Here is a 22,613-nt window from a genome sequence, read left to right on the forward strand (position 1 = left end):
ACCCACGCCCTCATCGCCCTCGCCAAACTCCACCTCGGCGGCTACAACATCGACCTACCAGGCCGCACCTAACCCACACATCCACCCGGAGAGCCATTTTTCCGCGTCCCGGCGGGAAGAAAGTTGCAAGGTCTCTCCGGCGTAGTGGACCTTGCACGACAAAACATGCCCAGACGTGAAGAAACATGCAAGATCGCTACCAACGTGGAGAACCGTGCAAGATCGCTGCCAACGTGGACTCGACTTTCGCACTTTTAGAGCCGAGTCCTCGCTGGTAGGGCCCGCCCTAGCGATGGATCTTGCGTTTGTCCAGGTCAGCGCGGAGTCGAAATATTTCCGGCGTTGAAGTCCGCGACCGGCGCCACCTGCGGAGACTCCGGGGGCGGGGTCAGGCAGCGGCTTCACAAAAAGTGCGAAAGTCGAGCGTGGAGAACCGTGCAAGATCCCGAAAGGCCGCGAAGGGAAAGCCTGGAGTTCACGAACCACCTGCACTCCAAACGCCAACATTTCCTGCCTGATCTGGTGCGCCCTCGCAGCCGCCGCTCGACGTCGGGCCCACTGTTCGGGGGTTGGTCGCGGTCACTCCGCTGTGCGAAGTGGCCCTAATCGGGAGGAAGTGGGTCTACTTCCCAGTCAGGAGACGGCGGTGGCCAGGCGGCGGATGGCCTCGTCCATGGCGGATGGGGGTGCGGCGGCGTAGGTCAGGCGCAGGTGTGGGGCCGGGGGTTCGGCGGCGTGCCAAGGGCGGCCTGGGAAGACCGTCACGCCGGCGGTGGCTGCGGCCTTGGCCACGGCTACGTCGTCGGAGCCCGGGGGTAGCGGGGACCACAGGTGCAGGCCGCCGGTGGGGATGGCCGGCGGGAGCAGGGCGGGCAGGTGGCGGGACAGGGCGGTCAGCAGGGCCTCGCGGCGGGTGCGCAGTTCGGTGCGCAGGCGGCGGCGGTGGCGGGACCAGGCCGGGCTCGTCACGAACTCGATCGTTGCCTGCTGCAAAGGGCCCGCTACGTAGAAGTCGTCGAGCAGGCGGGCGGCTCGGAGGCGGGCGCCGGCCGGGCCCCGGGCGCCCAGGGCGGCCACTCGAAGGCCGGGGGCCGCCGACTTCGTCAAGGAACGCAGGTAGACGACGTGACCGTCGGGATCGGTGGCGGCCAGCGGGGGCGGGGGATCGCCGTCGATCGTCAGGTCCCGGGCGTAGTCGTCCTCGATCAGGAACGCGCCCGCTTCGCTCACCGCGGCCAGGACGGCGGGGCGCCTCGTGGGGGTCAGGGTGGCGCCTGTCGGGTTCGCGTGCAGTGGCTGGCAGTAGAAGAGCCGTGCGCCGGTTCGGGTGAACGCCGCCGCCAGTTGGTCGGGCAGCACGCCGTCCCGGTCGGCGGGGACCGGGACCACACGCAGGCCGGCGGCGTGGGCCGCGGCCAGGGCGCCGAGATACGTGGGCGACTCGACGAGCAGGGTGTCGCCGGGTTCGGTGAAAGCGCGCAATGCGGACGACAGCGCTGCCTGGCCACCGGAGCACATCACCATGTCCGAGGCTCGGAGCCCGCCGTCGAACGGCAGCCCGAGCCGGCCCCCGGCGGCGGAAGCAGAGGCGGCGGAAGCAGAGGCGGTGGAGGCGGTGGAGGTGGAGGCGGTGTAGGTGGAAGCGGCGGAAGAGGGGACGGCGGAAGCAGAGGCGGTGGAGGCGGCGGAAACAGAGGCGGCGGAAACAGAGGCGGCGGAAGAGGGGGCGGCGGAAGAGGCGGAGCCGGGGGCGGGCGCGGCGGGGGCGCGGGTGGGTGGGCTGCTTGTCTCGCGGGCGAACCACGCTCGCAGGTCTTCGCGGCCCTCGACTGGGCCGCGCTGCCAAGCCGCCGGCTGGCGGGCCGCCCGGGCCAGTGCCGCGCCCAGGGCGGCGGCCGGCTGGAGATCCGCGTCGAGGTAACCGCCGGTCAAGGGAATCGAGCCGGAAGGCGGTAACGCGAGTAACGCCTGCATCTCCTCCTCGCCGAACCGGCGTGGCCCGAGCGCGACCGTCTGCCACGACAGATCAGGCGGCGACAGCGGTGCCTCCGGACGGGAGGCTACGAAGGTACCCCGCCCAGATCTGGTCTCTACCAGGCCTTCCGCGACCAGTTGCCGGATCGCGGCGGCCACCGTGACCGGTGACGCCTGATGCCGATCGGTCAGTTCCCGCACCGAGGGCAGGCGGGTTCCGGCTGCCGCCGCGACGGCTAGGCCGCGCAACTCTTGGACCACCCGGTCGGCTGCGTTACTGTTGAACATGAGAGACAAGAGTAGCGCTACTGCGGCCGGAGCGATAACACTCGGCGCGCTGGGTGTCCTCGCCTTCAGCATGTCGCTGCCCGCCACCCGGGTTGCCGTGCAGCAGCTCGATCCGTGGTTCGTCGCGTTCGGTCGGGCGGTCGGGGCCGCCGTTCTCGCGGCGGCCTATCTGCGGTTCAGCAGGGCGCCCCGGCCCACCCGGGTGCAGTGGCGCCGGCTGACGATTGTGGCGCTCGGGGTGGTGGCCGGGTTCCCGCTGTTCACCTCGCTCGCGCTGACCAGCCAGACCTCGGCGCACGGGGCGGTCGTCATCGCGCTGCTGCCGGCCACCACCGCGGTGCTCGCCGTGCTGCGGGCCGGGGAACGGCCGCCGCCGCTCTTCTGGATCGCCAGTGGCAGTGGGCTGGTCGCGGTGCTGACGTTCCTGGTGGTCAGCGGGACTGTGCGTGGCGGTGTGACGGTCACCGACCTCTATCTGCTCACGGCTGTCGGCCTGTGTGGACTGGGCTACGCCGAGGGTGGCGTCCTGGCTCGGGAACTGGGCGGTGCCCGTACCATCTGCTGGGCTTTGATCGTGGCCCTGCCGGTGACCGTGCCGCTGACGCTGGCCGCCGCCGTCGCCGAACGGCCGCAGGCCGGACCGGGCGGGTGGGCGGCGTTCGGATATCTCACCGTCGTGTCGATGTTTTTGGGGTTCTTCGCCTGGTATGCCGGGCTCGCCCGCGGCGGGATCGCCCGGGTCGGGCAGATCCAGCTCGTCCAGCCGGTGCTCACGCTGCTCTGGTCGGCGCTGCTCCTGGGCGAGAACGTCGGCCTGGCGTCGGTCGGTGCGGCCCTGATCGTGCTCGTGTTCGTGGTGCTGACACAGCGCTCGCGCGCCAACCCACGCGAAGCGCTGCCGCAGGGGCCGGGAACTCCCCCGCGCCAAGCGCCGCCGCGGCAGCCGCGCGTCACCCCACGCGAGGCGCCGCCGCGGCAGTCGCGCGTCAACCAGCGCGAAGTGCCGGCCCGGCGGTCGGGTGCCGGCGCGCCGGAGGAGTCGTCCGTTGACACCGTCAGGGCTGAGAGTCGTTAGGTCACCGGTCAACCTGTAGGGTCTGGGCTCGTGACTGGGCCGTCCTCGAGCAGGTTGATCTTCGCCGCCGAGGTGGCGCGCCCGGCCGGCGTCACCCGCGCGGCGTTCCGGGCCCTCGGCGAGATCGAGGCACTGTTTTGCGAACGGCAGATGCTCGTCGCCCACGCCCGCGACGGGCTCACCTCCGGCACCCCGCGCCCCTGACTTGCGGCCGATCCTGCTCAGTGGCTACGCCGCCAAGTCCTGCGCGCGGGCCGTCCACAACGCCTACGATCCGACCGTGCCCCGCATCGAGGCGCCGGTCACACCGGAGATGCAGGCGCTGTTCGACACCGGCGTCGACTTCGAGACCGAGGTCCTGGACGCCTGGGCGGCGCTGAGGCTGCCCGGATACGTCGACCTGCGCGACCTCGACGGTGACAAGCATGTCCACATCGGCGCGACGATCGGCGCCATGCGGGCCGGGGCGGCGATCATCGTCGGCGGCCGCCTGCCCGACGACCACGACGGCGCCCGAACCGGCAAACCAGACATTTTGCTACGGGATAGCGACCGGGGCAGCATTCGGGGCGGCGACCGAGACAGCGGCCGGGGCGGCGACCGGGACGGCGATCGAGACAGCGGCCGGGGCGGCGACCGGGACGGCGATCGAGACAGCGACCGGGGCGGCGACCGGGACAGTGGCCGAGGGGGCAACCCGGGCGGCGTCCACGGATACCACCCGGCCGACATCAAGGCCCACCACGTCCTCGACCGGAAACGCGACAACGCCCCGGCCAGCGCCCTCAAGGCTCCGGCCTGGCGCGACGCGGCGCCGCTGCCCGACGGCGGCGCCCGGCACCGCGAGGAGGACCTGCTCCAGCTGGCCCACTACTGGCGGATGCTCGAAGCCTGTGGCCATGCCGCGGCGAACCCCCGCGGCGCGATCTGCGGCACGGACCGGCCCGGCGATCCGATTCTGATCTGGTACGACCTGAGCACCCCCGCCTTCCGCACCTTCTCCCGGACGAGCGGGGTGGCCACCCGCAGCGCCCTGGAACGGTACGACCACGAGCACGGGTTCCGCCGCCGGATCGCGGGGGTGGCCCGGCAGCGGCGCGGCGCCCCCGACGACCCGGAGCCCCTGGTCGAGCCGATCGGCCAGGAGGAGTGCACGGGCTGCCGCTGGGCGCCGGTCTGTGTGGACACGCTGCCCGCCGGGGACCTCAGTGCCGAACTACGGGGCGCCCTCGGCGTACGTGAATATCTCGCCCTCCGCGCCGCCGGCGTCCACACCGTCGACGACCTCGCCGCCGAGGATCCGGCCGTGCTGCTGGCCGGGCTCTACGACGGCGAGGTCGGGCACCTGCGGACCCGCGCGTTCCGGCTGCGCAAAGCCGTCACCGCGGCTCGGCTGGCCCGGGACGGACTGATCGTGCGCCGCCGTGACGGCCACGACGTGCCGCACGCCGACGTCGAGGTCGACGTCGACGTCGAATGGGGCGCCGACGACGTCGTCTACCTGTGGGGGCTGCTGGTCACCGAGGAGGGCGTCTCCACGTACACCCCATTTGTTGATTTTGCCGGGACCGACGAGGAACGTCTGGCGCGCGCCTGCCTGGACCACCTGGCCTCCGTCGCGGCCGGCGCCGCCGCCCGCGGGCGCAGCCTGCTCGTCTTCCACTACGCGTCGCCGGAGCCGCGGCACGCCCGCCGTTTCCCGCCGCTGCCCGGCGGCCCCGCCCATCCGGACGCCTGGATCGACATGTTGCCGCTGGTCCGGGCCGCCGTCGAATCCCGCGCCGGGCACGGTCTCAAGACCATCGCCCGGCACGGCGCCGGGCACATCTGGCGCGACGCCGACCCCGGCGGGCTGCAATCCCAGACCTGGCATGCGGCGGCCCGCGAGGGCGATCCGGTCGCCGCCCGGCGGCTGCTCGACTACAACGAGGATGACGTACGGGCGACGCGCGCCGTCCGCGAATGGCTTAGGGTGCGGGAGTGAACCCGGTCCAGGCCATCGCCGCCGCCTACGCGCAGTGGATGACGCCTGACCTGCCGCTCTACGGCAACGACCACGACCGGGCCGACTTCGCCCCCTGACATCCGGCGCACCACCCGCCGCGGCTCGCCTCCCGGCCGCCGCTGTTCGTCCGTTCGGAAGCCGGAGTTGTTCGTCATGTCCTCTCTCAGTGCCGTGCTGCGCGCGAAACACGTGCGTGCCCTGCTCGTCTCCAGCCAGACCGGCCGCCTGCCGATGGCCGCCGCCCCGCTCGCCCTGCTCCTCTACGCCCGCGAAGTGCACGGACTCACCCTCGCCGGGCTGGTCGTCGCCGCGTACACCGCGGGCATGGCGGTCAGCGCACCCCTGCTCGCCCGGATCGTCGACCGCTGGCGGCAGCCACCCGTGCTGTGGGGATCGGCGCTGCTGTCCGGCGCCGGATTCGCGGCTGTCGCCGCCAGCGGCCACCGCATCCCGGTCATGGTCGCCGGGGCGGTCCTCGCCGGATTCGGAACCCCACCACTGGAAGCCTGCCTGCGCGCCCTCTGGCCGGCCCTCGTCCCGGCCGACCGGGTGGCCGCCGCCTACTCGCTGGACCTCGCCGTTCAGGAGGTCATCTACGTGACCGGGCCCCTGGTCACGCTGGCCGCCGCCGGTCTCGCCGGACCCGCTGCCGGCCTCCTCGTGATGGCCGTGCTCCAGCTCGCCGGCGTCGCCGGATTCGCGTTCACCCCGGTCGTGCGGACGTGGCGCGGGGAGGCCGGAACCCGGCACTGGGCCGGGCCGCTGCGGGTACCCAGGTTCGTCGTCATCGTCGCCGGAGTGATCTGCGCCGGCGCCGCCGTCGGCAGCCTGCCCGTCGTCGTCACCGGTTACGCCGAGGCCGCCGGGAACCGTTCCCTCAGCGGCTGGCTCCTCGCCGCCCAGGCCGTCGGCGCGCTCACCGGCGGGCTGCTCTACACCCGCGCCAAACCCGGCGGGCCCGGTCGCCTGCCTCTCGCCGCATGCGCGTTCGCCGTCGGCTACCTGCCGTTGCTGCTGGTCCCCGGCCCGGCGCCGATGGCGGTGCTGCTCGCGGTCAGCGGCCTGGCCCTGCCCCCGCTGCTCACCGCGGTCTTCCTCACCGCCGACCGGCTCACCCCACCCGGAACCGCCGTCGAGGCCTTCGCCTGGATCATCACCGCCTTCACCGTCGGCAGTGCGGCGGGTGCGGCCGTCACCGGCCCGCTGGTCTCCGAGAGCATCCGGTACGCCTTCACGTTCGCCCCGCTGGCCGGCGCAGTCGCGGTGATCGCGATGACCGCCGCCTCTCTGCCCCGATCCCGCCCGGCCCCCGTCCACCACGGGTAACCCCGCCCCCACCGGGCTCCGCGTCGTGTGGTGATGTGTGGTCCGGATCGGACCGCAGGCCGGCGCGCGGTTTGAACATGAGGGCTACTTGTGGCGTCTTCGTGGACGTCACGCCTGCGCCGTCCGGGGGTGCGACCGTCGGCGGGCGGGGGAGGTGCCGATGCCGCACGTCGATCTTCCGGTCCTGGGCGGCTGGGTGCTGGTGGCCGTGTTCACGTTCGTGGTGCTCGATGCGCTGCTGCCGTTCATGCCGGGTGAGACCGCTGTCGTGGCCAGTGGTGTCGCGGTCGCCGAGCACGGCCGTGGGCCGCTGACGGTTCTGGCGGTGCTGGCCGCCGCTACTGCTGGAGTGCTCGGGGGCGACCTTCTCGCGTACCGCATCGGGGGTCGAAGTGGACCTGCGGTGACCCGCCGCCTGCGGCGAGGGGACCGCGGCGCCGCGCTGTACGGCCAGGTGGTCTCGGTGATGCGGCGGCACGGTCCGTTTCTGCTGGTCTTCGGCCGATATCTGCCGGGGGTGCGGTCGGTGACCGCCTACACGGCCGGGATGGTCACGTTCCCGGTGCCGAGGTTCGTGACGTTCACGCTGATCGGCGGGCTGTTGTGGACCGGGCAGGCGCTGCTGCTCGGATATCTGGGCGGGGTCGCGTTCGCGGGGCGGCCGCTGGCGGGCCTCTGCGCGGGCTGGCTCGGCGCGGCGCTGCTCAGCGGGGCCGCCGTGCTGGCGCGGCGCCTGATGTCCCGGCCCCGGAAGAGAACGTCCCAGACCCGGAAGAGAACGCCCCGGAAGAGAGTCGCGGCCGGCCGGGTTTGACCTGGAGCGCGCTCCAGGAAATAGCGTCGATGGACATGAGCACGATGGACATGAGCACGGGGCGTATCGGAACCATCGAACTGGGACGGACCGGCGAGCAGGTCAGCAGCCTCGCGCTGGGGGCGATGCAGATGGGCAGCGCCACCGCCGAGCCGGAGGCGGTCCGGATTCTGGACCGCTACCGGGAGCTGGGCGGCTCGTTCGTCGACACCGCGGACTGTTACGAGTGGTGGTCGCGGCCGGGCAGCCGGGGCGGCGAGAGCGAGGAACTGCTCGGCCGCTGGATGCGGGAGCGCGGCAACCGGGACGAGATCTTCCTGGCCACGAAGGGCACGGCGCTGCCGGAGTATGCGCCGGAGCTGTGGGCGGCCGACGGCACTCCGGACTGGGAGCTGGCCCGCCGGACGTTCGCGGGGGCGGGCGCGGACACGCTGCGGCACGCGCTGGACGGCAGCCTGCGGCGTCTCGGTGTCGACCACATCGACCTCTACTACGTGCACGTCGACGACCGGGCCACCCCGCTGGAGGAGACCCTGGAGGCGCTGGCCGGGCTGGTGTCGGCCGGCAAGGTCCGCCATCTGGGCTGGTCGAACGTGCGAACCTGGCGGCTGGAACGGATCCGGCAGCTGTGCGACAGGCACGGCTGGCCGGCCCCGGTCGCGGTGCAGCAGCAGCATTCGTACCTGCGCCGGCGGGCCGGGCTGAGCAACGCGTCGATCGTCGACGACGAGCAGATGGACTACCTGACCGAGCACCGGGATCTGACGCTCGTCGCCTACTCGCCGATCGTGAAGGGCGTCTACGACGATCCGGCACGGCGGGCCGAGCACTGGATGATGGGCTCGTACGCCGGACCGGACGCCGACGCCCGCCTGGACGCGGTGACCGGGCTGGCCGCCGAGCTGGGCGTCACCCCGAACCAGCTGGTCCTGGCGTGGCTGCTGCACCAGTCGGAGCCACCGGTGCTGCCGCTGATCGGGCCGCGTACCCCGGAGCAGTTCGAGAATCTGGCGCCCGCGCTCTCGGTCAAGCTCGACGCCGCCCAGTTGGCGCATCTGGATTCGGCGGGAGCATGAAATTACCGGTTTAAACCTCGAAACCGGTATTAGCTAGACGCATGGCGCGCAAGGGTGGCTGGGCCGACCTGCCGGTCCTGATGAAGGTGTTGTGCACGGTGCTGGTCGCGGCGTTGGCCGCGGCCATCGCCGGCACGGTCGGTGTGGTGAAGCTGGGCGAGGTCGACGACGCAGGCGGCGGCATCTTCGAGCGCAACCTGATCCCGACGGTACGGCTGGCCGACGTCGACGGGCTCGCCAACGAGGTCCGCGCGTCCATCCTGCGTCATGTGATCGCGACCGACGCCGCCGAGATGAGCGCCCGGGAGCAGGAGATCACCCAGTTCCGCGACGAATTGGCGGCGGCCTGGGCGGAGTACCTGAAGACCCCGGAGGCGGACGGCGAGGCCGCGGTGCGGGAGCAGTTCGAGTCCGCGCTCGCCGCGATGTACGCCGCCGCCGACGAGAAGGTGCTGCCCCTGAGCCGGCAGTTGAAGACCGAGCAGGCGTCGAAGGCCGAGAAGGACTCCTTCGACCCGGCCTTCGACGAGGTCAGCGAGGCGCTCAGCGGCCTGGGGGAGATCCAGCAGCGGGAGGGGGTGGCCGGCGCCGCCGAGGCACAGGACGCGTACCTGTCGGCGCGGACCCAGCTGATCGTCATCCTGGTCGTCGGCATACTGCTGGCGCTGGGGGTGGGCGTCTTCGTGGCCCGGTCGGTGAGCGGCGGGCTGGCCCGGGTGGTCGCGGCGCTGCGCCGGGTGGAGCAGGGCGACCTGACGGCGACCGCCGACGTGCGGGGCGGGGACGAGGTGGGCCAGCTGGCCTCGGCACTGAACGCGACGACGGCCCGGCTGCGCTCGGTGATCGGCGGCGACATGTCACGGACCGCGGTGAGCCTGGCGGCGGCGGCCGAGGAGCTGGCCGCGGTGGCCGCGCAGTTGCAGTCCGGCGCGGGTGACGCGGCGACCAAGGCGACCACCGCGTCCCGCGCCTCGGAGGAGGTCAACGCCGGGGTGCAGTCGATCGCCGCCGGCGCGGACGAGATGAGCGCCTCGATCACCGAGATCGCCTCGAACGCCGGGCAGGCCGCGCAGGTGGCCACGAAGGCGATGTCGGTCGCCGAGCGGACCAACGCGCAGGTCGCCGAGCTGGGTGAGGCGAGCGCCGAGATCGGCGAGGTGGTCAAGCTGATCACCAGCATTGCCGAGCAGACCAACCTGCTGGCCCTGAACGCGACGATCGAGGCGGCCCGCGCCGGTGAGCTCGGCAAGGGCTTCGCGGTGGTGGCCGGCGAGGTGAAGGAGCTGGCCCAGCAGACCGCGAAGGCGACCGAGGAGATCACCGCCCGGATCGCCGCGATCCAGTCGTCGAGCACCGCGGCGGCCTCGGCGATCGCGGAGATCACCGAGGTGATCGGGCTGATCGGGGACTACACGACGACCATCGCGTCGGCGGTCGAGGAGCAGACCGCGACGACCGCCGAGATGAGCCGGTCGGTGGCCGAGGCGGCCGGGAACAGCGGCGACGTGGCGGCCACCATCGGCGGGGTGGCCGACGTGGCGGCGGCCACCGCGGACGGGGCCCGGACCACTCAGCAGGCGGCGGACGAGCTGACCCGGCTGGCGTCCGACCTGACCGCGATCGTCGGCGGTTTCAGGCACTGATCCCGGCGACTTCGGCCGGCGCGGTCAGGATCTCCAGGATCCCGGTGGCGTCGACCGGGTGGGACAGCAGGTAGCCCTGGGCGTACTCGCAGCCGAGCTCGGCGAGGACGGCCAGGTCGGCGTCGTCGTCGACACCCTCGGCCAGCGACGACATGCCGAGCGCGTGGGCCATTCCGATCATGGCGTCGGCCAGCGCGCGCCGGGCCGGGTCGGCGGCGATCCCGTTGACGAACGTGTGGTCGATCTTGACGGTGTCCCAGGCGTGGTCGGCGACGCGGGCCATCGACGAGTAGCCGGTGCCGAAGTCGTCGACGGCGATCTGCACGCCGGCCCGGCGCAGCGGGCCGAGCGCGGCCTCGACGATCTCCGGCGTGGCCAGGCCCAGCTCGGTGAGTTCCAGGGTGAGCGCGGTCGCCGGGGTGCCGGACCGGTCGAGGGCGGCCAGGACCGTCTCGGCGGTGCCGGCCTCGAGCTGGCGCGGCGACAGGTTGACCGCGATCGGCACCCAGCGGCCGGTCCGGTTGTACCAGGTCCGCTGCTCGTGCAGGGACTCCTCGAGGACGACCGCGAACAGCTGGCCGACGGTGCCGGTGGCCTCGGCGACCCCGACGAACGCGGCCGGCGGCAGGACGCCCTCGGCCGGGTGCTGCCAGCGGGCCAGCGCCTCGACCGAGCTCAGGCTGCCGTCGTCGACCCGGAACACCGGCTGGTAGACGCAGAACAGCTCACCCGGGTGGGTGAGCGCGCGGCGGAAGTCGGCGTCCCGGCGCAGCCGCTGGGTCGCGTCGGTCCGGCTCTGCACGTCGAACCGGACCATCCGGCCCCGCCCGGCCGCCTTGGCCTGATACATCGCGGTGTCGGCGTCCTGCAGCAGGCTCTCCGGGTCGGCGTTGAGCTGGTCGGTGGTGCGCAGCCCGATGGAGAGGGAGGCGAAGAACTCGCTGCCGTCGGTGAGGCGCATCGGCCGGGCCAGTTCGGCGGCGACCCGGTCGGCGACCGCGGCGGCCTCGTCCTCGCCGACCGACGGCATCAGGATGACGAACTCGTCGCCGCCGAGCCGGCAGGCCACGTCACCGGGGCGGACCGCGCCGTGCAGCCGGTTGGCGATCGCGACGAGCAGCTGGTCGCCGGCGTCGTGGCCGAGGCTGTCGTTGACGTTCTTGAAGTGGTCGAGGTCGCAGAAGAGCAGCCCGACCCGGGCCGTGCCGTCCGGCGGCAGCGAGGCCAGGGCGAGCGCCAGCCGGTCCATCAGCAGGGCCCGGTTGGCCAGGCCGGTGAGCGCGTCGTGGCCGACCCGGCGGGCCAGGTCGTGGATCGGCGCGATCAGCCGCAGCGCGACCAGGGCGACCGACATCCAGGTGCCGACCACGAGCGCGGTGTCCGAGCCGGGTTCCCAGAACACGTGCAGGCTGGGCAGCATCAGGGCGGCGCCGAAGAGGGTGAGCGCCCGGGTCACGGTCAGGGTGCTGACGGTCGAGCGGCGCGGTTTGGTGTAGACCATCGACGGGTGCAGGCCGGCCGTGGCGATCAGGATCGGCATGGCCATCCAGCCCAGGTCGATCAGTTTGCCCTCGACGTACGTGCCGGTCAGCACCTGATGGGTGTAGAGGGCGTCCGAGACGAACCAGGCGATCAGCCCGCCGACCAGCCAGCGGACCCCCGGGGCGCGCAGTTCGACGCCGAGGGCCAGGGCGAGCGCGCAGTAGAGCACGACCAGCGTGCTGGCCGGGGCGGAGACGGCGACGAACCGGGCCAGCGCGGTGCCGCCCTCGGTGACCAGCGGGTTCACCACGAGCAGCCAGGCGATGCTGGTGAACGGGGCGAGGATGACCGCCGAGTCGAGGAACGCGGTCCGGCCGGAGCGGGCCGCCAGCATCGCCGCGCCGGCCGCGATGGCCAGGTGGGCGACCAGGTAGGCGGCGTCGGCGACGGACGGGAACGGCGGGTTCGTGCCGTCCAGCGAGTACAGGGCGAAGATCAGGTCGCCGATGCCGGAGAGCGCCAGCCCGAGCACGATGACCTGCCAGCCGCCCCGCCGTTGCGGCGCGTTGCGCTGGAGCCCGATCCAGGTGGCGATCGGCGCGGTGCAGTTGACCAGCACGTACACCCAGCGTGAGGCGGCGTTGAACGGCGTCAGCACGTACGCCGTCGCTGCTGTCGAGGCGAGCACCAGGTAGATCCACCACAGGTGGCGGAGGAACCCGCTCATACGCATGCCGGACCAATCGGCCGTCGGGGGGCCGAGACGAGGAGAACCGGGGTTCTTCGTCAGCACGATACCCCGCCGACGAGCGCAATTAATAGTTGATTTCCAGGATTGACAATCTACTGCTCGGCGCGGAAACCTGAGGCGGACACCACACCGCCCGTTCAGGGGGAACCCCGTGAAGCTCATATCTGGAACGGCCCCGGCGCTGCTGCTCGGCCTCGCCCTGACCGCCTGCTCGGGTGGCCAGGGCGCTGCGCCGGCCGCCGCGCCGGCGATCACGCTCGTCGAGACCACGCCGGCCGCCACCGGCGACGTGGCGAAGGTGACCTGGGCGCTGCCGGCCGGCGAGCCCGCCTCACTCGACCCGGCCCGCACCGGCGACTACTCGGCCAACACCGTCGGCACCAACCTCTGCGAGAGCCTGCTGCGCCTGGAGCCCGACTGGTCCACCAGCCCCGGCCTGGCCAGCGGCATCGTCCAGAAGGACCCGCTGACCGTGGTGATCACCGTGCGCGACGGCGTCACCTTCTGGGACGGCAGCCCGCTCACCGCCGGCGACGTCGTCTACAGCCTCAGCCGCAACATGGACCCGAAACTCGCCTCCTACGCCGCGCACGTCTACGCCAACGTCGCCGCCATCGAGGCCACCGGCGACCTCGAGGTCACCGTCCGGTTCAAGACCCCCGACATGCAGTTCGTCCCGGACATGGCCGGCGTCCCCGGCGCCATCGTGCAGAAGGCCTTCACCTCAAAAGCCGGACCCGCATTCGGTACGGCCACCGGCGGCCTGATGTGCACCGGCCCGTTCGAGCTCGCCGGCTGGCAGAGCGGCCAGAAGATCACGCTGGAACGCAACGACACCTACTGGGACGCCACCCGGAAGGCGAAGGCCGGGGCGTTCGACTTCGTCTTCCTGACCGACAGCAGCACCCTGACCAGCGCGCTGCTCTCCGGTGAGGTCGACGGCGTCTACGGCGCGCCGGTCGGCAGCATCGCCGCGCTCCAGCGCTCCGGCACGGGCTCGCTGTACTTCGGCCCGAGCACCGAGACGGTCAGCCTCGGCGCGGTCGCCGCCGACGGCCCGGCCGCCGACCCGAGGATCCGGCAGGCCCTCGACCTGGCGATCGACAAGACCGCGTTCGTGACCAGCGTGCTCAAGGGCGCCGGGGCGCCACTGAAGACCTTCACCCCGCCGCTGTCCTGGCAGGGCAGCCCGGCCAAGAACGTCTACGACGCCGGATACGCCGCCCTCCCGGACACCTCGAAAGCCGACCTGGAGGCCGCGAAGAAGCTGGTCACCGAGGCCGCCCCGAGCCGTACCGGCCTGGTCATCGCCATCCCGGCCGGCGAACAGTCGCTGTTGCAGACCGCCACCATCGCGCAGGCCGCCGCCCAGCAGATCGGCCTGACCATGACCGTGCGGCAGTTGCAGCCGGCCGAGTTCGCCGGGCTCTTCTACGACCCCGGGCTGCGGCAGGGCATCGACTTCATCGCCACCACCGGATACCTCGAAGTACCAGGCGCCCTCTACTACGCCCCCGGTTTCGTGCTCAAGGGCGCCCCGTTCAACTGGACCGGCTACGACGACCCGGGCGTCACCGCGAACATCGCCGGCGCCGTCGCCGAGACCGACCCGGCGAAGTCGGCGGAGAAGTTCGTCGCCGCGCAGGCGGTCTTCGGCCCGGCCAAGCTCCAGATCACGCTGGCCGGGACCCACAACAGGCTGTTCCTGAACAAGCGCATCACCGGAGCGCCGGCCTCCTTCTCCTACATCAGCTCCGCGTGGGCCGCGCTGGTCGGCGCCCCGTGACCGGGTTCGTCGTCCGCAAGCTGGCCGGGATGCTGGCGACCGTCGCGGTGGCCAGTGTGGTGATCTTCGGGGCGTTGTACCTGGCCCCCGGGGACCCGGCGAGCCTGCTGGCCGGGGGCAACCAGCCCAGCCCGGCCGCGCTGGCCGAGATCCGCGCCCGTTACCACCTCGACGAGCCGTTCCTGGAGCAGTACCGGCACTGGCTGTCCGGGCTGCTCAGTGGCGACCCGGGCACCTCGATGGTGCTGAAGGAGCCGGTCACGGCACTGATCGGGGCGCGTCTCGGCACCACGGTGCTGCTGGTCGCGTACGCCGCACTCCTGATCTTGATCTTCGGGGTGGCCTCCGGGGTGTTCGCGGCGGTCGGCGGCAAGCGGGTCGACCAGGCGCTCACGGTGACCACCACGGTGCTGATGGCGGCGCCCGCGTTCGTCGCCGCCATCCTGCTGATCTGGCTGTTCGCGACCACGCTGTCCTGGTTCCCGGTCTACGGGTCGGGCACCGGGTTCACCGGCCGGGTGTACCACCTGACGCTCCCGGCGCTGGCCCTGACCGGCGGATATCTCGCCTACGTCAGCCGGATCACCCGGGCCGGGGTCCGCGCCGAGCTCGCCTCCGACCACGTCGCCGCCGCCCGGGTCCGCGGGCTGCCGCGCTGGACCGTGCTGCGCCGGCACGTGCTGCGCAACGCGGCCCCGCCGATCGTCGCGGTGTCCGGTGTGACGGTGGCCGGCCTGTTCGCCGCGACCGCGGTGGCCGAGCAGGCGTTCGGGGTGGCCGGGCTGGGTTCGCTGCTGGTGCAGAGCGCCGCCCGCCAGGACCTGGTCGTCGTGCAGGCGCTGTCGCTGCTGCTGGTCACCGTGTTCGTGGTGGTGAACATGCTGGTCGACATCGTCAACGCGGCCCTTGACCCGCGGCTGGCCCGGGAGGGCGCGGTATGACCGCCCTGTCGATACCCGTGGTCCGCCGGGCCGTTCCGTTCGCCGCCGTCGTCTGCGCGCTCGTCGTGCTCACGGCGATCCTCGCGCCGTGGATCGCGCCCTACGACCCGAACGCGCTCGATCCGCTCAACGCGTACGCGCCGTTCTCCCCGGCGCATCCGCTCGGCACCGACGACCTCGGCCGTGACCTGCTGTCCCGGCTGATCCACGGCTCGCGGACCAGCCTGGCCGGCCCGCTGATCGTGGTCCTGGCCGCCGGCACGATCGGCGCGACCGTCGCGATCGCCGCGGCCTGGTTCGGCGGCTGGTTCGACGCGCTGCTGTCCCGGGCGCTGGACGTGCTGTTCGCCTTCCCCGGCCTGGTCCTCGCGATCACCGTGGCCGCCCTGTTCGGCAGCGGTTTCATCACCCCGGTGGTGGCGCTGTCGCTGGCGTTCGTGCCGGTCATCGCCCGGGTGATGCGGGCCGCGGCGCTGCGCGAACGCAACCTGCCCTACATCGAGGCGCTGCGCGTGCAGGGCTTCGGCGCCTGGCGCATCTGCCTGCGCCACCTGGTGCCGAACCTCGCCCCGCTGCTGATGGTGCAGGCCGCGATCGGCTTCGGCTACGCCATGATCGACCTGGCGTCGATCTCGTTCCTCGGCCTGGGCCTGCAACCCCCGGCCGCCGACTGGGGCCTGATGATCGCGAACGGCCAGCCGTCCATCCTCGCGGGCTTCCCGCAGCAGTCCATCGCGGCCGCGGTCGCGGTGGTGATCACCGTGGTCGCCTTCACCGCCGTGGCGGAACGGCTGGCCACACGTTTCGGAGGCGATGTCCGGTGAGACCGGCTGCCTTTCCCGGAGGTGACGTCCGTTGACACTGCTCCAGCTCGACCGGATAACCGTCGCCATCAACGGCCAGCCGGTCCTCAGACAGGTTTCGCTCGAGGTCGCCGCTGGTGAGGCGGTCGGCCTGGTCGGCGAGTCCGGCTCGGGCAAGTCGATGACCGTCAAGTCGGTGGTGCGGCTGCTGCCACCGGGCGCCACGGCCGGCGGGACGGTCCGCTTCGACGGCGCCGACGTCGGCGCGCTGAGCCCGGCCGCGCTGCGGCGGATGCGGTCCCGGGACGTCGCCATGGTCTTCCAGGACCCCCGCGCCGCGGTCAACCCGGTGCGCACGGTCGGCGACTTTCTCACCGAAGTGCTGCGTGACCAGGGCGTCAGCCGGGCGATCGCGACGGAGAAGGCCGTCCGGTCACTGTCCGAGGTCGGCGTCGGCGATGCGACGCGACGGCTCAATCAGCGGCCGTACGAGCTGAGCGGCGGCCTGCTTCAGCGGGTGGTGATCGCGGCCGCCCTGCTGACCGGGCCGCGCCTGATCCTGGCCGACGAACCGACCACCGCCCTCGACGTGACCACCCAGGAGGAGGTGGTGGCGATCCTCGACGAGCAGCGCCGCCTCCGTGCGGCCGCGCTCATGTTCATCACCCACGACCTGGAACTGGCCGCGGCCGTCTGTGACCGGATCGCCGTCATGTACGCCGGTGAGATCGTCGAGATCCTGCCCGCCGCCCGGCTGCACGACGATGCCCGGCACCCGTACACGCGGGCGCTGCTGGCGTCCCGGCCCGGCGCGGTGGCGCCGGGGGAGCGGCTGGTGACCGTACCCGGCATCCCGCAGTCGGCGCTGACCGCCCCGGCCGGCTGTGTCTTCGCCGACCGCTGCCCGCACGCCGAGGCCCGCTGCCACGACGAGCGGCCGGTCTTCACCGGCTCGGCCGCCTGCCACCTGCTGGAGGTGCTGTGATGCTCGAAGTGCGTGACCTGCGCAAAGAGTTCAAGGGTGTGACCGCGGTCGACGGGGTCAGCTTCACGGTGCCGGCCGGTGGCTCGCTGGCCGTGGTCGGCGAGTCCGGCTCCGGCAAGACCACCTGCGCGCGGATCGTCACCGGGCTGGAGAAGGCCACCTCCGGCACGGTCACCCGGCACGGCTCGGTCCAGATGGTGTTCCAGGACCCGTACCAGAGCCTCGATCGTCGCCAGACGGTCCGCAGCTGCCTCGCCGAGGTCCTGGCCCACCATCGCCGCGACCGCTCCCGGATCGGTGAGCTGCTCGACCTGGTCGGCCTCGACCGGCGGCTCGGTGACGCGCTGCCCCGGCACCTGTCCGGCGGGCAGCGGCAGCGGGTGGCGATCGCCCGCGCGCTGGCCGCCGAACCGCGGCTGCTCGTGCTCGACGAGGCGGTCGCCGCGCTGGACGTGTCGATCCAGGCGCAGATCCTGAACCTGCTGGTCGACGCGCGGGCCGCGACCGGGGTGGCCTACCTGTTCATCACCCATGACCTGTCGGTGGTGCGGCACGTCTGCGAGGACGTGGTGGTGATGTCGCGGGGGCGGGTCGTCGAGTCCGGGCCGGTCGAGCGGGTGCTGAGCCGGCCGGAGCACGAGTACACCCGCCGGCTGGTGGCCTCGGTGCCCCGGCCCGGCTGGGTCCCGAGGCGGGCGGTCAGTCGTGACTGAGTCGTTCCAGCAGCTGCTCGGCCGCGGTCCGGATCAGGCCGCCGGACGCCACCGGCAACTGGAGCTCGGCCATCGTCGAGTTGCCCAGAGCCAGGCACCACAGGCCGTACGCCACCGAGCGCCGTGCGCCGGGCGAGGCCTTCGGGTACTCCGCGGCCAGCGCCTGCTCGACCGCCTGCACCGCCTGGAGGTAGCGCTCCTGGAGGGTGGCGCGGATGCTGTCGTCGGTGATCCCGGCCGTGATCAGCTCGCGGATCACCGTGTCGTCGTCGCCGATCGGCAGGAACCCGCTGCTGAACAGGTAGTCCATCGCGATCGGCAGCTTCTCCCGGCCCGGCGCGGCGGCGATCTTACCGGTGAACTCGGCCTCGTATCCGGTGTAGAGCCAGTTCGCGAAGGCGCGCAGCAGGTCGTCACGGTTGCCGACGTAGTGCCGGACGTGGCTGCGGCTCAGCCCCGACTCCTCGGAGACCCGCTCCAGAGTCGTCCCGGCCAGACCGTGTTTCTGCAGGCAGCGAGCCGTCGCCTGCATGATCTGCTCGGTCCGCTCGGTGGCCATGCTCGGACGTCCCACGTCGCCTCCCCCGTCCCGGTCAGTGTGCCCGCCGTACAGCCTAATTGATTGTCATTATGGAAAAGAAAATGAGGTCGTTGATGTTGGAGCTGCCTGATCCCCGTCTGGTGTTCGCCTTCGAGGCGCGGGTCGACGTCGCCGGGACCCTGCCCATCGGGGACGGCCGGGACTTCACCCCGATCACCGGGGGCACGGTCCACGGCCCCCGCCTGTCCGGGACGGTGCTCGCCGGCGGCGGCGACTGGTCCGTCACCCGTGACGGGGTCGTCGAACTCGACGCGCGCTACCTGCTCCGCGCCGGCGACGGAGCGGTCATCGACATCCACAACCGCGGCTTCTGGCGGGCCACGCCGGAGGTCGACGCCCGGGTCGAGGCGGGGGAGGACCTGCCCGAGACCGAGTACTACTACCGGACCAGCCCGGTCTTCCGCACCGGCGCGCCGGCCCACCGCTGGCTCGCCGAATCCGTCTTCGTGGGGCTGGCCCGGGGCGAGCGCGGCCAGGTCTGCATCCGCTTCTTCGAGGTGCTCTAATGACGATCTCCGTGCAGCGGACCGGGCCGGGGCCGCTCTCCCCGGACGCCACCCAGTACATGGTGCGGATGCGTGACGGCGTCCACCTCGCCACCGACGTCTACCTGCCACCGTCCGGCGAGCCCGGCCCGACCGTGCTGACCCGGCTGCCGTACGACAAGTGCGGCGAGTACACGTTCATGCCGCGGATCGCCGCGTACTTCACCGCCCGCGGCTACCGGATGGTCGTCCAGGACGTGCGCGGGAAGTTCCGCTCCGAGGGTGAGACGCTGCTCTTCGTCAACGAGGCCTACGACGGGTACGACACCCTGGACTGGGTGATCAACCAGCCGTGGTCGGACGGGACCGTCGGGATGTGGGGCGACTCGTACTACGGCTACACCCAGTGGGCGGCCGCGTCGACCGGGCACCCGGCGCTCAAGGCGATGGTGCCCCGGGTCACCGGCACCCGCCTCGGTGAGCTGCCGGTTCCCGTTCCGGGGCAGCGCACCCACGACGTGGAGATGTCGGTGCACCGGTTCTATCCGCTGTCGATGTTCCACGACCGGGACATCCTGGACTGGGCTCTCGACTGGACCCGGCGGCCGCTCGCCGCGCAGGTCGAGGAGTTCTTCACCGCGGTCGGCAGCCGGTCCGCGTCGTACGACCTGTGGTTCCCGCACCCGGTCCGCCTGCGCCGGTTCCCGGCCGGCAGCCCGTTCGACGCGCCCGCCGTGCCGGTGCTGATGACCATCGGGTGGTGGGACAACTGCGCCCCCTGGCAGTGGTCCGACCACCGGGAGCTCCAGCGGCGGCCGGCCTGGGCCCGCAACGAGTACCTGCTGCTCGAAGCCATCGACCACGAGAACACCAGCCACTTCGAACCCGGGGCGCCGGCGTCGGTGGACCGGATGGCGGCGCGCTATCTGGACCCGGCGATCGAGTTCTTCGACGTGTTCCTGCGCGGGATCGACGCCGACATCCCCCGGGTGCGGTGGCAGCTGGCCAACACCGGTGACCCGGCACTTCGCTCCTCACCCGGGTGGCCGCCGGTTTCGGCGTACCCCCGGAGGTGGCAGTTGGCCGACGCCGGGAACACGGCGAGCGGACCGGCCGGTGGAACCCTCGAACCGATGCCCGCTCTCCCGCCGGACACTGTTCCGGCTGCCGGGGGTGTCTCGGTCTGGACCCACGACGCCGCCGACCCGGTGCCCTCGCCGGTGACCGACCCCTTCGCCTTCCTGCGCGAATTCCCGGACGAGCGGCATCTCGCCGAACGGGCCGACGTGCTCGCCTTCACCGCGGCGCCGGTGGCCGAGCCGCTCGACCTGGCCGGGCCGATCCGCCTCGACGCGGTGATCGGCTCGGACGGACCCGAGATGGACCTGTTCGTGCGGCTCACCGACGTGGCCCCGGACGGCGCCGCCCGGCTGATCGCCCGCGGCCAGCAGACCGTCCTGGAACCCGGCGACGCCTTCGCCGTGACGATCGATCTCGGTCACACCGGCTACCGCCTGCCCGCCGGTCACGCCCTGCGGCTCACCCTGGCCAGCTCGGACGCGCCCGAGTTCGTGCCCGCTCCGGGCACCGGCGAGCACCGCTGGACGGCCGCCGAGACCACCCCCAACCAGCAGCGCCTGCACCTCGCCGGCACCCGCCTGACCTGCACCGTCCTGCCTCGCTAAGGAACCGACATGGATATCACCGCCCGCACCGCCACCGAGATCGCCGCCGGCGTGCGCGACGGCCGCCTCACCGCGACCGCCGTCGTGGAGGCCTGCCTGGCCCGCATCGAGGAGGTGAACCCGCAGGTCAACGCGGTCACCGTGGTTCTCGCCGACCGGGCCCGGGAGGCGGCGGCCGGCCTCGACGCCCGGATCGCCGGCGGGCAGGAGCCCGGCCCGCTGGCCGGGGTGCCGATCACCGTGAAGGAGAACATCGACCTGACCTGGTCGGCGACCACCTCCGGGCTGCCGTTCGCGGCGGGCAACGTCCCGGCGGCCAACGCGACCTTCGTCGACCGGCTGCTGGCGGCCGGGGCGATCCCGGTCGGGCGCGGGAACATGCCGGACATCGGCCTGCGCTGGGACACCGACAACGACCTGTTCGGGCGCACGCTCAACCCGTGGGATCCGGCCCGGGTGCCGGGCGGCTCCAGCGGTGGTGACGCGGTCGCGGTCGCCACCGGGATGGCCGCCGCCGGGCTGGGCAACGACTACGGCGGCTCGCTGCGGCTGCCCGCCCACGCGGCCGGGATCACCGCGCTGCGGCCCTCCGCCGGGCGGGTCACCGGGCCGGGGCGCGGGGCCGAGCCGCTGCCGCTGTCCATTCAGCACATGGCGGTGAACGGCCCGCTGGCCCGCTCGGTCGCCGACCTCGACCTGATCTTCGGGCTGATGCACGGCGCCGACGACTTCGACCCGCTGTCGGTCACCGTCGAGCACCCGTCCGGGTACGACGGCCCGCGCCGCGTCGCGGTCACGGTCGACCCGGCCGGGTGGGGTGAGGTCGACGCCGAGGTGATCGCCGCGATCCGGTCGGCCGCCGGGGTGCTGGCCGCCGCCGGCTGGGAGGTCGAGGAGGTGGAGCCGCCCGCCGTGGACCGGTGCGCCACCCTGTGGCGGCAGCTGTCGTCGACCGAGAACGCGCCGATGCTGCTCACCCCCGGCGTCTTCCCGGGGCCGCTGTCCGAGGGCACGGTCCGCTACTTCCGGGACAACATCGCCGAGGTGCAGCTGCTCGACACGTCGGCCGCCTACCAGGGGGCGTGGGCGGAACGGTTCGTGCATGCGGCGGCGTGGCGGGCGTTCCACGCGCGGTACCCGGTGGTGCTCGGGCCGGTCACCACCCGCCCGATGCCGGAGATCGGTTACGACCTGAGCGGCCCGGCGGCGGCCACCGCCCTGTGGCGGGCCCACCGCCTGCTGGTCACCGCCAACTTCCTGGGGCTGCCCGCGGTGGCCGTGCCGGCCGGGCTGTCCGGCCGGCGGCCGCTCGGCGTGCAGGTGATCGCCCGCCGGCACGGCGAGCACATCGCGCTGGCCGCGGCCCGCGACATCGAGGCGGCCTTCCCGGCGATCACCCCGATCCGCCCGGCCTGACCGCGAGCCGTCGCTCACAGGGCTTTCGAGCCCCTGAATACCGCGGTGAACGACGGCTGGCGGTCTTTCGGGCTGCGAGCGGACCGTCAGCCGTCGTTCACGCGGCTTTCGGGCCTCTGATGACCGCGGTGAGCGACGGCTGGCGGTTTCGGTGACCGTCGCACCAGCCCGGCGTCGCGCTTCGGCCGGGAGGATCGCCTGCGTCGTGGGGGACGGACGGGGCGGGTACGTGCGGTGGTAGCGGGTGTGGCGCGTACCAGATTCAGGCCATTGACTGCCAGGCGGTGATCAGGGACTGGCGGAAGCCGGCCGCTTGGTCGCCGGTCAGTTTGGTGATCATCCGGGTTTCCAGGTCACGGACCGGGGCGTCGACCGCCGCGAGCAGTGCCCGCCCCTCGCCGGTGAGGTGGATGAGCAGCTCGCGGCGGTTGGCCGGGTTGCGTTCGCGGCGGATCAGGCCGCGTGACTCCAGGGCCCGCACCAGGTCGGCGGTGGACTGGGCGGTGACGAACGAGTCGCGGGCGAGCTGGGCCGCGGACAGGCCGTCGTGGCGTTCCAGGACGGTGAGCGCGGTGTACTGGAGTGGGGTGATGCCATGCCCGCGGACCACCTCGTCGAGACGGGCGCGCACCGCGAGTTCGAGCTGTTTGACCAGGTAGAGCAGTGATGGCATGGGCGGCAGATTACACCATTGACAGGAAACCTGATCGTCCTCCAGGATCAGATCAACAGGATTCCTGTTGATTGAGGAACCGAAAAATCCG

General features: G+C 72.4%; 19 protein-coding genes. 15 read left to right on the plus strand and 4 right to left on the minus strand.

Annotated elements, in window-relative coordinates:
• Nucleotides 1–633: 633 nt before the first annotated feature.
• Nucleotides 634–2,262, minus strand: a complete 1,629-nt coding sequence (locus tag AB0E94_RS38775; RefSeq protein ID WP_360336857.1) for a PLP-dependent aminotransferase family protein — start codon at nucleotides 2,260–2,262, stop codon at nucleotides 634–636.
• Between AB0E94_RS38775 and AB0E94_RS38780 the strand changes: the two genes are divergently transcribed.
• From AB0E94_RS38780 to AB0E94_RS38810, 7 genes are all read left to right on the plus strand, one after another.
• Nucleotides 2,261–3,337 carry a DMT family transporter gene (locus AB0E94_RS38780; RefSeq protein WP_360336859.1) on the plus strand — a complete coding sequence of 359 codons (1,077 nt, stop codon included), beginning with the start codon at nucleotides 2,261–2,263 and terminating at the stop codon, nucleotides 3,335–3,337. The genes AB0E94_RS38775 and AB0E94_RS38780 overlap by 2 nt on opposite strands.
• A 30-nt stretch (nucleotides 3,338–3,367) precedes the next feature.
• On the plus strand, nucleotides 3,368–3,541 hold the full coding sequence (locus tag AB0E94_RS38785; RefSeq protein ID WP_360336861.1) for a hypothetical protein: 174 nt from the start codon (nucleotides 3,368–3,370) through the stop codon (nucleotides 3,539–3,541).
• Between the two features lie 76 nt (nucleotides 3,542–3,617).
• Nucleotides 3,618–5,321, plus strand: a complete 1,704-nt coding sequence (locus AB0E94_RS38790; protein ID WP_360336863.1) for a TM0106 family RecB-like putative nuclease — start codon at nucleotides 3,618–3,620, stop codon at nucleotides 5,319–5,321.
• A gap of 174 nt (nucleotides 5,322–5,495) precedes the next feature.
• Nucleotides 5,496–6,668 (plus strand): MFS transporter, encoded by a 1,173-nt coding sequence (locus tag AB0E94_RS38795; RefSeq protein WP_360336865.1) that lies wholly within the window; start codon nucleotides 5,496–5,498, stop codon nucleotides 6,666–6,668.
• A 160-nt stretch (nucleotides 6,669–6,828) separates the two neighbouring features.
• Nucleotides 6,829–7,482: a VTT domain-containing protein gene (locus AB0E94_RS38800; RefSeq protein WP_360336867.1), complete on the plus strand. Its 654-nt coding sequence runs from the start codon at nucleotides 6,829–6,831 to the stop codon at nucleotides 7,480–7,482.
• A gap of 35 nt (nucleotides 7,483–7,517) precedes the next feature.
• Entirely contained in the window at nucleotides 7,518–8,558 is a 1,041-nt protein-coding gene (locus AB0E94_RS38805; protein ID WP_360336869.1) for an aldo/keto reductase, read from the plus strand.
• A gap of 41 nt (nucleotides 8,559–8,599) precedes the next feature.
• The gene (locus AB0E94_RS38810; protein ID WP_360336871.1) at nucleotides 8,600–10,201 is read left to right on the plus strand and encodes a methyl-accepting chemotaxis protein; all 1,602 of its coding nucleotides are present in this window, start codon (nucleotides 8,600–8,602) and stop codon (nucleotides 10,199–10,201) included.
• Here the strand turns inward: AB0E94_RS38810 and AB0E94_RS38815 are convergent.
• Entirely contained in the window at nucleotides 10,191–12,410 is a 2,220-nt protein-coding gene (locus AB0E94_RS38815) for a bifunctional diguanylate cyclase/phosphodiesterase (protein WP_360336873.1), read from the minus strand. The two genes, AB0E94_RS38810 and AB0E94_RS38815, sit on opposite strands and share 11 nt — an antisense overlap.
• A gap of 175 nt (nucleotides 12,411–12,585) precedes the next feature.
• On the opposite strand from AB0E94_RS38815, the gene AB0E94_RS38820 reads away from it, so the two are divergent.
• The 5 genes from AB0E94_RS38820 to AB0E94_RS38840 are packed head-to-tail and all read left to right on the plus strand — an operon-like array spanning nucleotide 12,586 to nucleotide 17,662.
• Nucleotides 12,586–14,220: an ABC transporter substrate-binding protein gene (locus AB0E94_RS38820; RefSeq protein WP_360336875.1), complete on the plus strand. Its 1,635-nt coding sequence runs from the start codon at nucleotides 12,586–12,588 to the stop codon at nucleotides 14,218–14,220.
• On the plus strand, nucleotides 14,217–15,161 hold the full coding sequence (locus AB0E94_RS38825) for an ABC transporter permease (protein ID WP_360336877.1): 945 nt from the start codon (nucleotides 14,217–14,219) through the stop codon (nucleotides 15,159–15,161). The genes AB0E94_RS38820 and AB0E94_RS38825 overlap by 4 nt, the downstream gene beginning before the upstream one ends.
• Nucleotides 15,158–15,985 (plus strand): ABC transporter permease, encoded by an 828-nt coding sequence (locus tag AB0E94_RS38830; RefSeq protein ID WP_360336879.1) that lies wholly within the window; start codon nucleotides 15,158–15,160, stop codon nucleotides 15,983–15,985. The genes AB0E94_RS38825 and AB0E94_RS38830 overlap by 4 nt, the downstream gene beginning before the upstream one ends.
• A gap of 31 nt (nucleotides 15,986–16,016) precedes the next feature.
• The gene (locus AB0E94_RS38835; protein ID WP_360336881.1) at nucleotides 16,017–16,949 is read left to right on the plus strand and encodes an ABC transporter ATP-binding protein; all 933 of its coding nucleotides are present in this window, start codon (nucleotides 16,017–16,019) and stop codon (nucleotides 16,947–16,949) included.
• Nucleotides 16,949–17,662, plus strand: a complete 714-nt coding sequence (locus AB0E94_RS38840; protein WP_360336883.1) for an ATP-binding cassette domain-containing protein — start codon at nucleotides 16,949–16,951, stop codon at nucleotides 17,660–17,662. Before AB0E94_RS38835 ends, AB0E94_RS38840 begins: the two co-directional genes overlap by 1 nt.
• On the opposite strand, the gene AB0E94_RS38845 is transcribed toward AB0E94_RS38840, so the two are convergent.
• Nucleotides 17,649–18,236: a TetR family transcriptional regulator gene (locus AB0E94_RS38845; protein WP_360336885.1), complete on the minus strand. Its 588-nt coding sequence runs from the start codon at nucleotides 18,234–18,236 to the stop codon at nucleotides 17,649–17,651. The two genes, AB0E94_RS38840 and AB0E94_RS38845, sit on opposite strands and share 14 nt — an antisense overlap.
• 80 nt (nucleotides 18,237–18,316) lie before the next feature.
• On the opposite strand from AB0E94_RS38845, the gene AB0E94_RS38850 reads away from it, so the two are divergent.
• The 3 genes from AB0E94_RS38850 to AB0E94_RS38860 are packed head-to-tail and all read left to right on the plus strand — an operon-like array spanning nucleotide 18,317 to nucleotide 21,849.
• Nucleotides 18,317–18,769, plus strand: a complete 453-nt coding sequence (locus tag AB0E94_RS38850; RefSeq protein ID WP_360336887.1) for a DUF3237 domain-containing protein — start codon at nucleotides 18,317–18,319, stop codon at nucleotides 18,767–18,769.
• Complete coding sequence (locus tag AB0E94_RS38855) at nucleotides 18,769–20,433, plus strand: CocE/NonD family hydrolase (RefSeq protein WP_360336890.1); 1,665 nt, start codon at nucleotides 18,769–18,771, stop codon at nucleotides 20,431–20,433. The genes AB0E94_RS38850 and AB0E94_RS38855 overlap by 1 nt, the downstream gene beginning before the upstream one ends.
• 9 nt (nucleotides 20,434–20,442) lie before the next feature.
• Nucleotides 20,443–21,849 (plus strand): amidase family protein, encoded by a 1,407-nt coding sequence (locus AB0E94_RS38860; RefSeq protein WP_360336892.1) that lies wholly within the window; start codon nucleotides 20,443–20,445, stop codon nucleotides 21,847–21,849.
• Between the two features lie 262 nt (nucleotides 21,850–22,111).
• Here the strand turns inward: AB0E94_RS38860 and AB0E94_RS38865 are convergent, their stop codons facing one another.
• The gene (locus tag AB0E94_RS38865; RefSeq protein WP_360336894.1) at nucleotides 22,112–22,522 is read right to left on the minus strand and encodes a MarR family transcriptional regulator; all 411 of its coding nucleotides are present in this window, start codon (nucleotides 22,520–22,522) and stop codon (nucleotides 22,112–22,114) included.
• Nucleotides 22,523–22,613: the final 91 nt, after the last annotated feature.

Source organism: Actinoplanes sp. NPDC026670 (assembly GCF_040638175.1).
GTDB lineage: Bacteria > Actinomycetota > Actinomycetes > Mycobacteriales > Micromonosporaceae > Actinoplanes.

Excerpts from the sequence above, each read along its gene's own strand:
- AB0E94_RS38865 (WP_360336894.1), bottom strand. The coding sequence starts at position 22,522 with ATGCCATCACTGCTCTACCTGGTCAAACAGCTCGAACTCGCGGTGCGC.
- AB0E94_RS38810 (WP_360336871.1), top strand. The coding sequence starts at position 8,600 with ATGGCGCGCAAGGGTGGCTGGGCCGACCTGCCGGTCCTGATGAAGGTG.
- AB0E94_RS38775 (WP_360336857.1), bottom strand. The coding sequence starts at position 2,262 with ATGTTCAACAGTAACGCAGCCGACCGGGTGGTCCAAGAGTTGCGCGGC.
- AB0E94_RS38805 (WP_360336869.1), top strand. The coding sequence starts at position 7,518 with ATGAGCACGATGGACATGAGCACGGGGCGTATCGGAACCATCGAACTG.
- AB0E94_RS38795 (WP_360336865.1), top strand. The coding sequence starts at position 5,496 with ATGTCCTCTCTCAGTGCCGTGCTGCGCGCGAAACACGTGCGTGCCCTG.
- AB0E94_RS38830 (WP_360336879.1), top strand. The coding sequence starts at position 15,158 with ATGACCGCCCTGTCGATACCCGTGGTCCGCCGGGCCGTTCCGTTCGCC.
- AB0E94_RS38815 (WP_360336873.1), bottom strand. The coding sequence starts at position 12,410 with ATGAGCGGGTTCCTCCGCCACCTGTGGTGGATCTACCTGGTGCTCGCC.
- AB0E94_RS38780 (WP_360336859.1), top strand. The coding sequence starts at position 2,261 with ATGAGAGACAAGAGTAGCGCTACTGCGGCCGGAGCGATAACACTCGGC.
- AB0E94_RS38850 (WP_360336887.1), top strand. The coding sequence starts at position 18,317 with ATGTTGGAGCTGCCTGATCCCCGTCTGGTGTTCGCCTTCGAGGCGCGG.
- AB0E94_RS38800 (WP_360336867.1), top strand. The coding sequence starts at position 6,829 with ATGCCGCACGTCGATCTTCCGGTCCTGGGCGGCTGGGTGCTGGTGGCC.
- AB0E94_RS38855 (WP_360336890.1), top strand. The coding sequence starts at position 18,769 with ATGACGATCTCCGTGCAGCGGACCGGGCCGGGGCCGCTCTCCCCGGAC.
- AB0E94_RS38840 (WP_360336883.1), top strand. The coding sequence starts at position 16,949 with ATGCTCGAAGTGCGTGACCTGCGCAAAGAGTTCAAGGGTGTGACCGCG.
- AB0E94_RS38860 (WP_360336892.1), top strand. The coding sequence starts at position 20,443 with ATGGATATCACCGCCCGCACCGCCACCGAGATCGCCGCCGGCGTGCGC.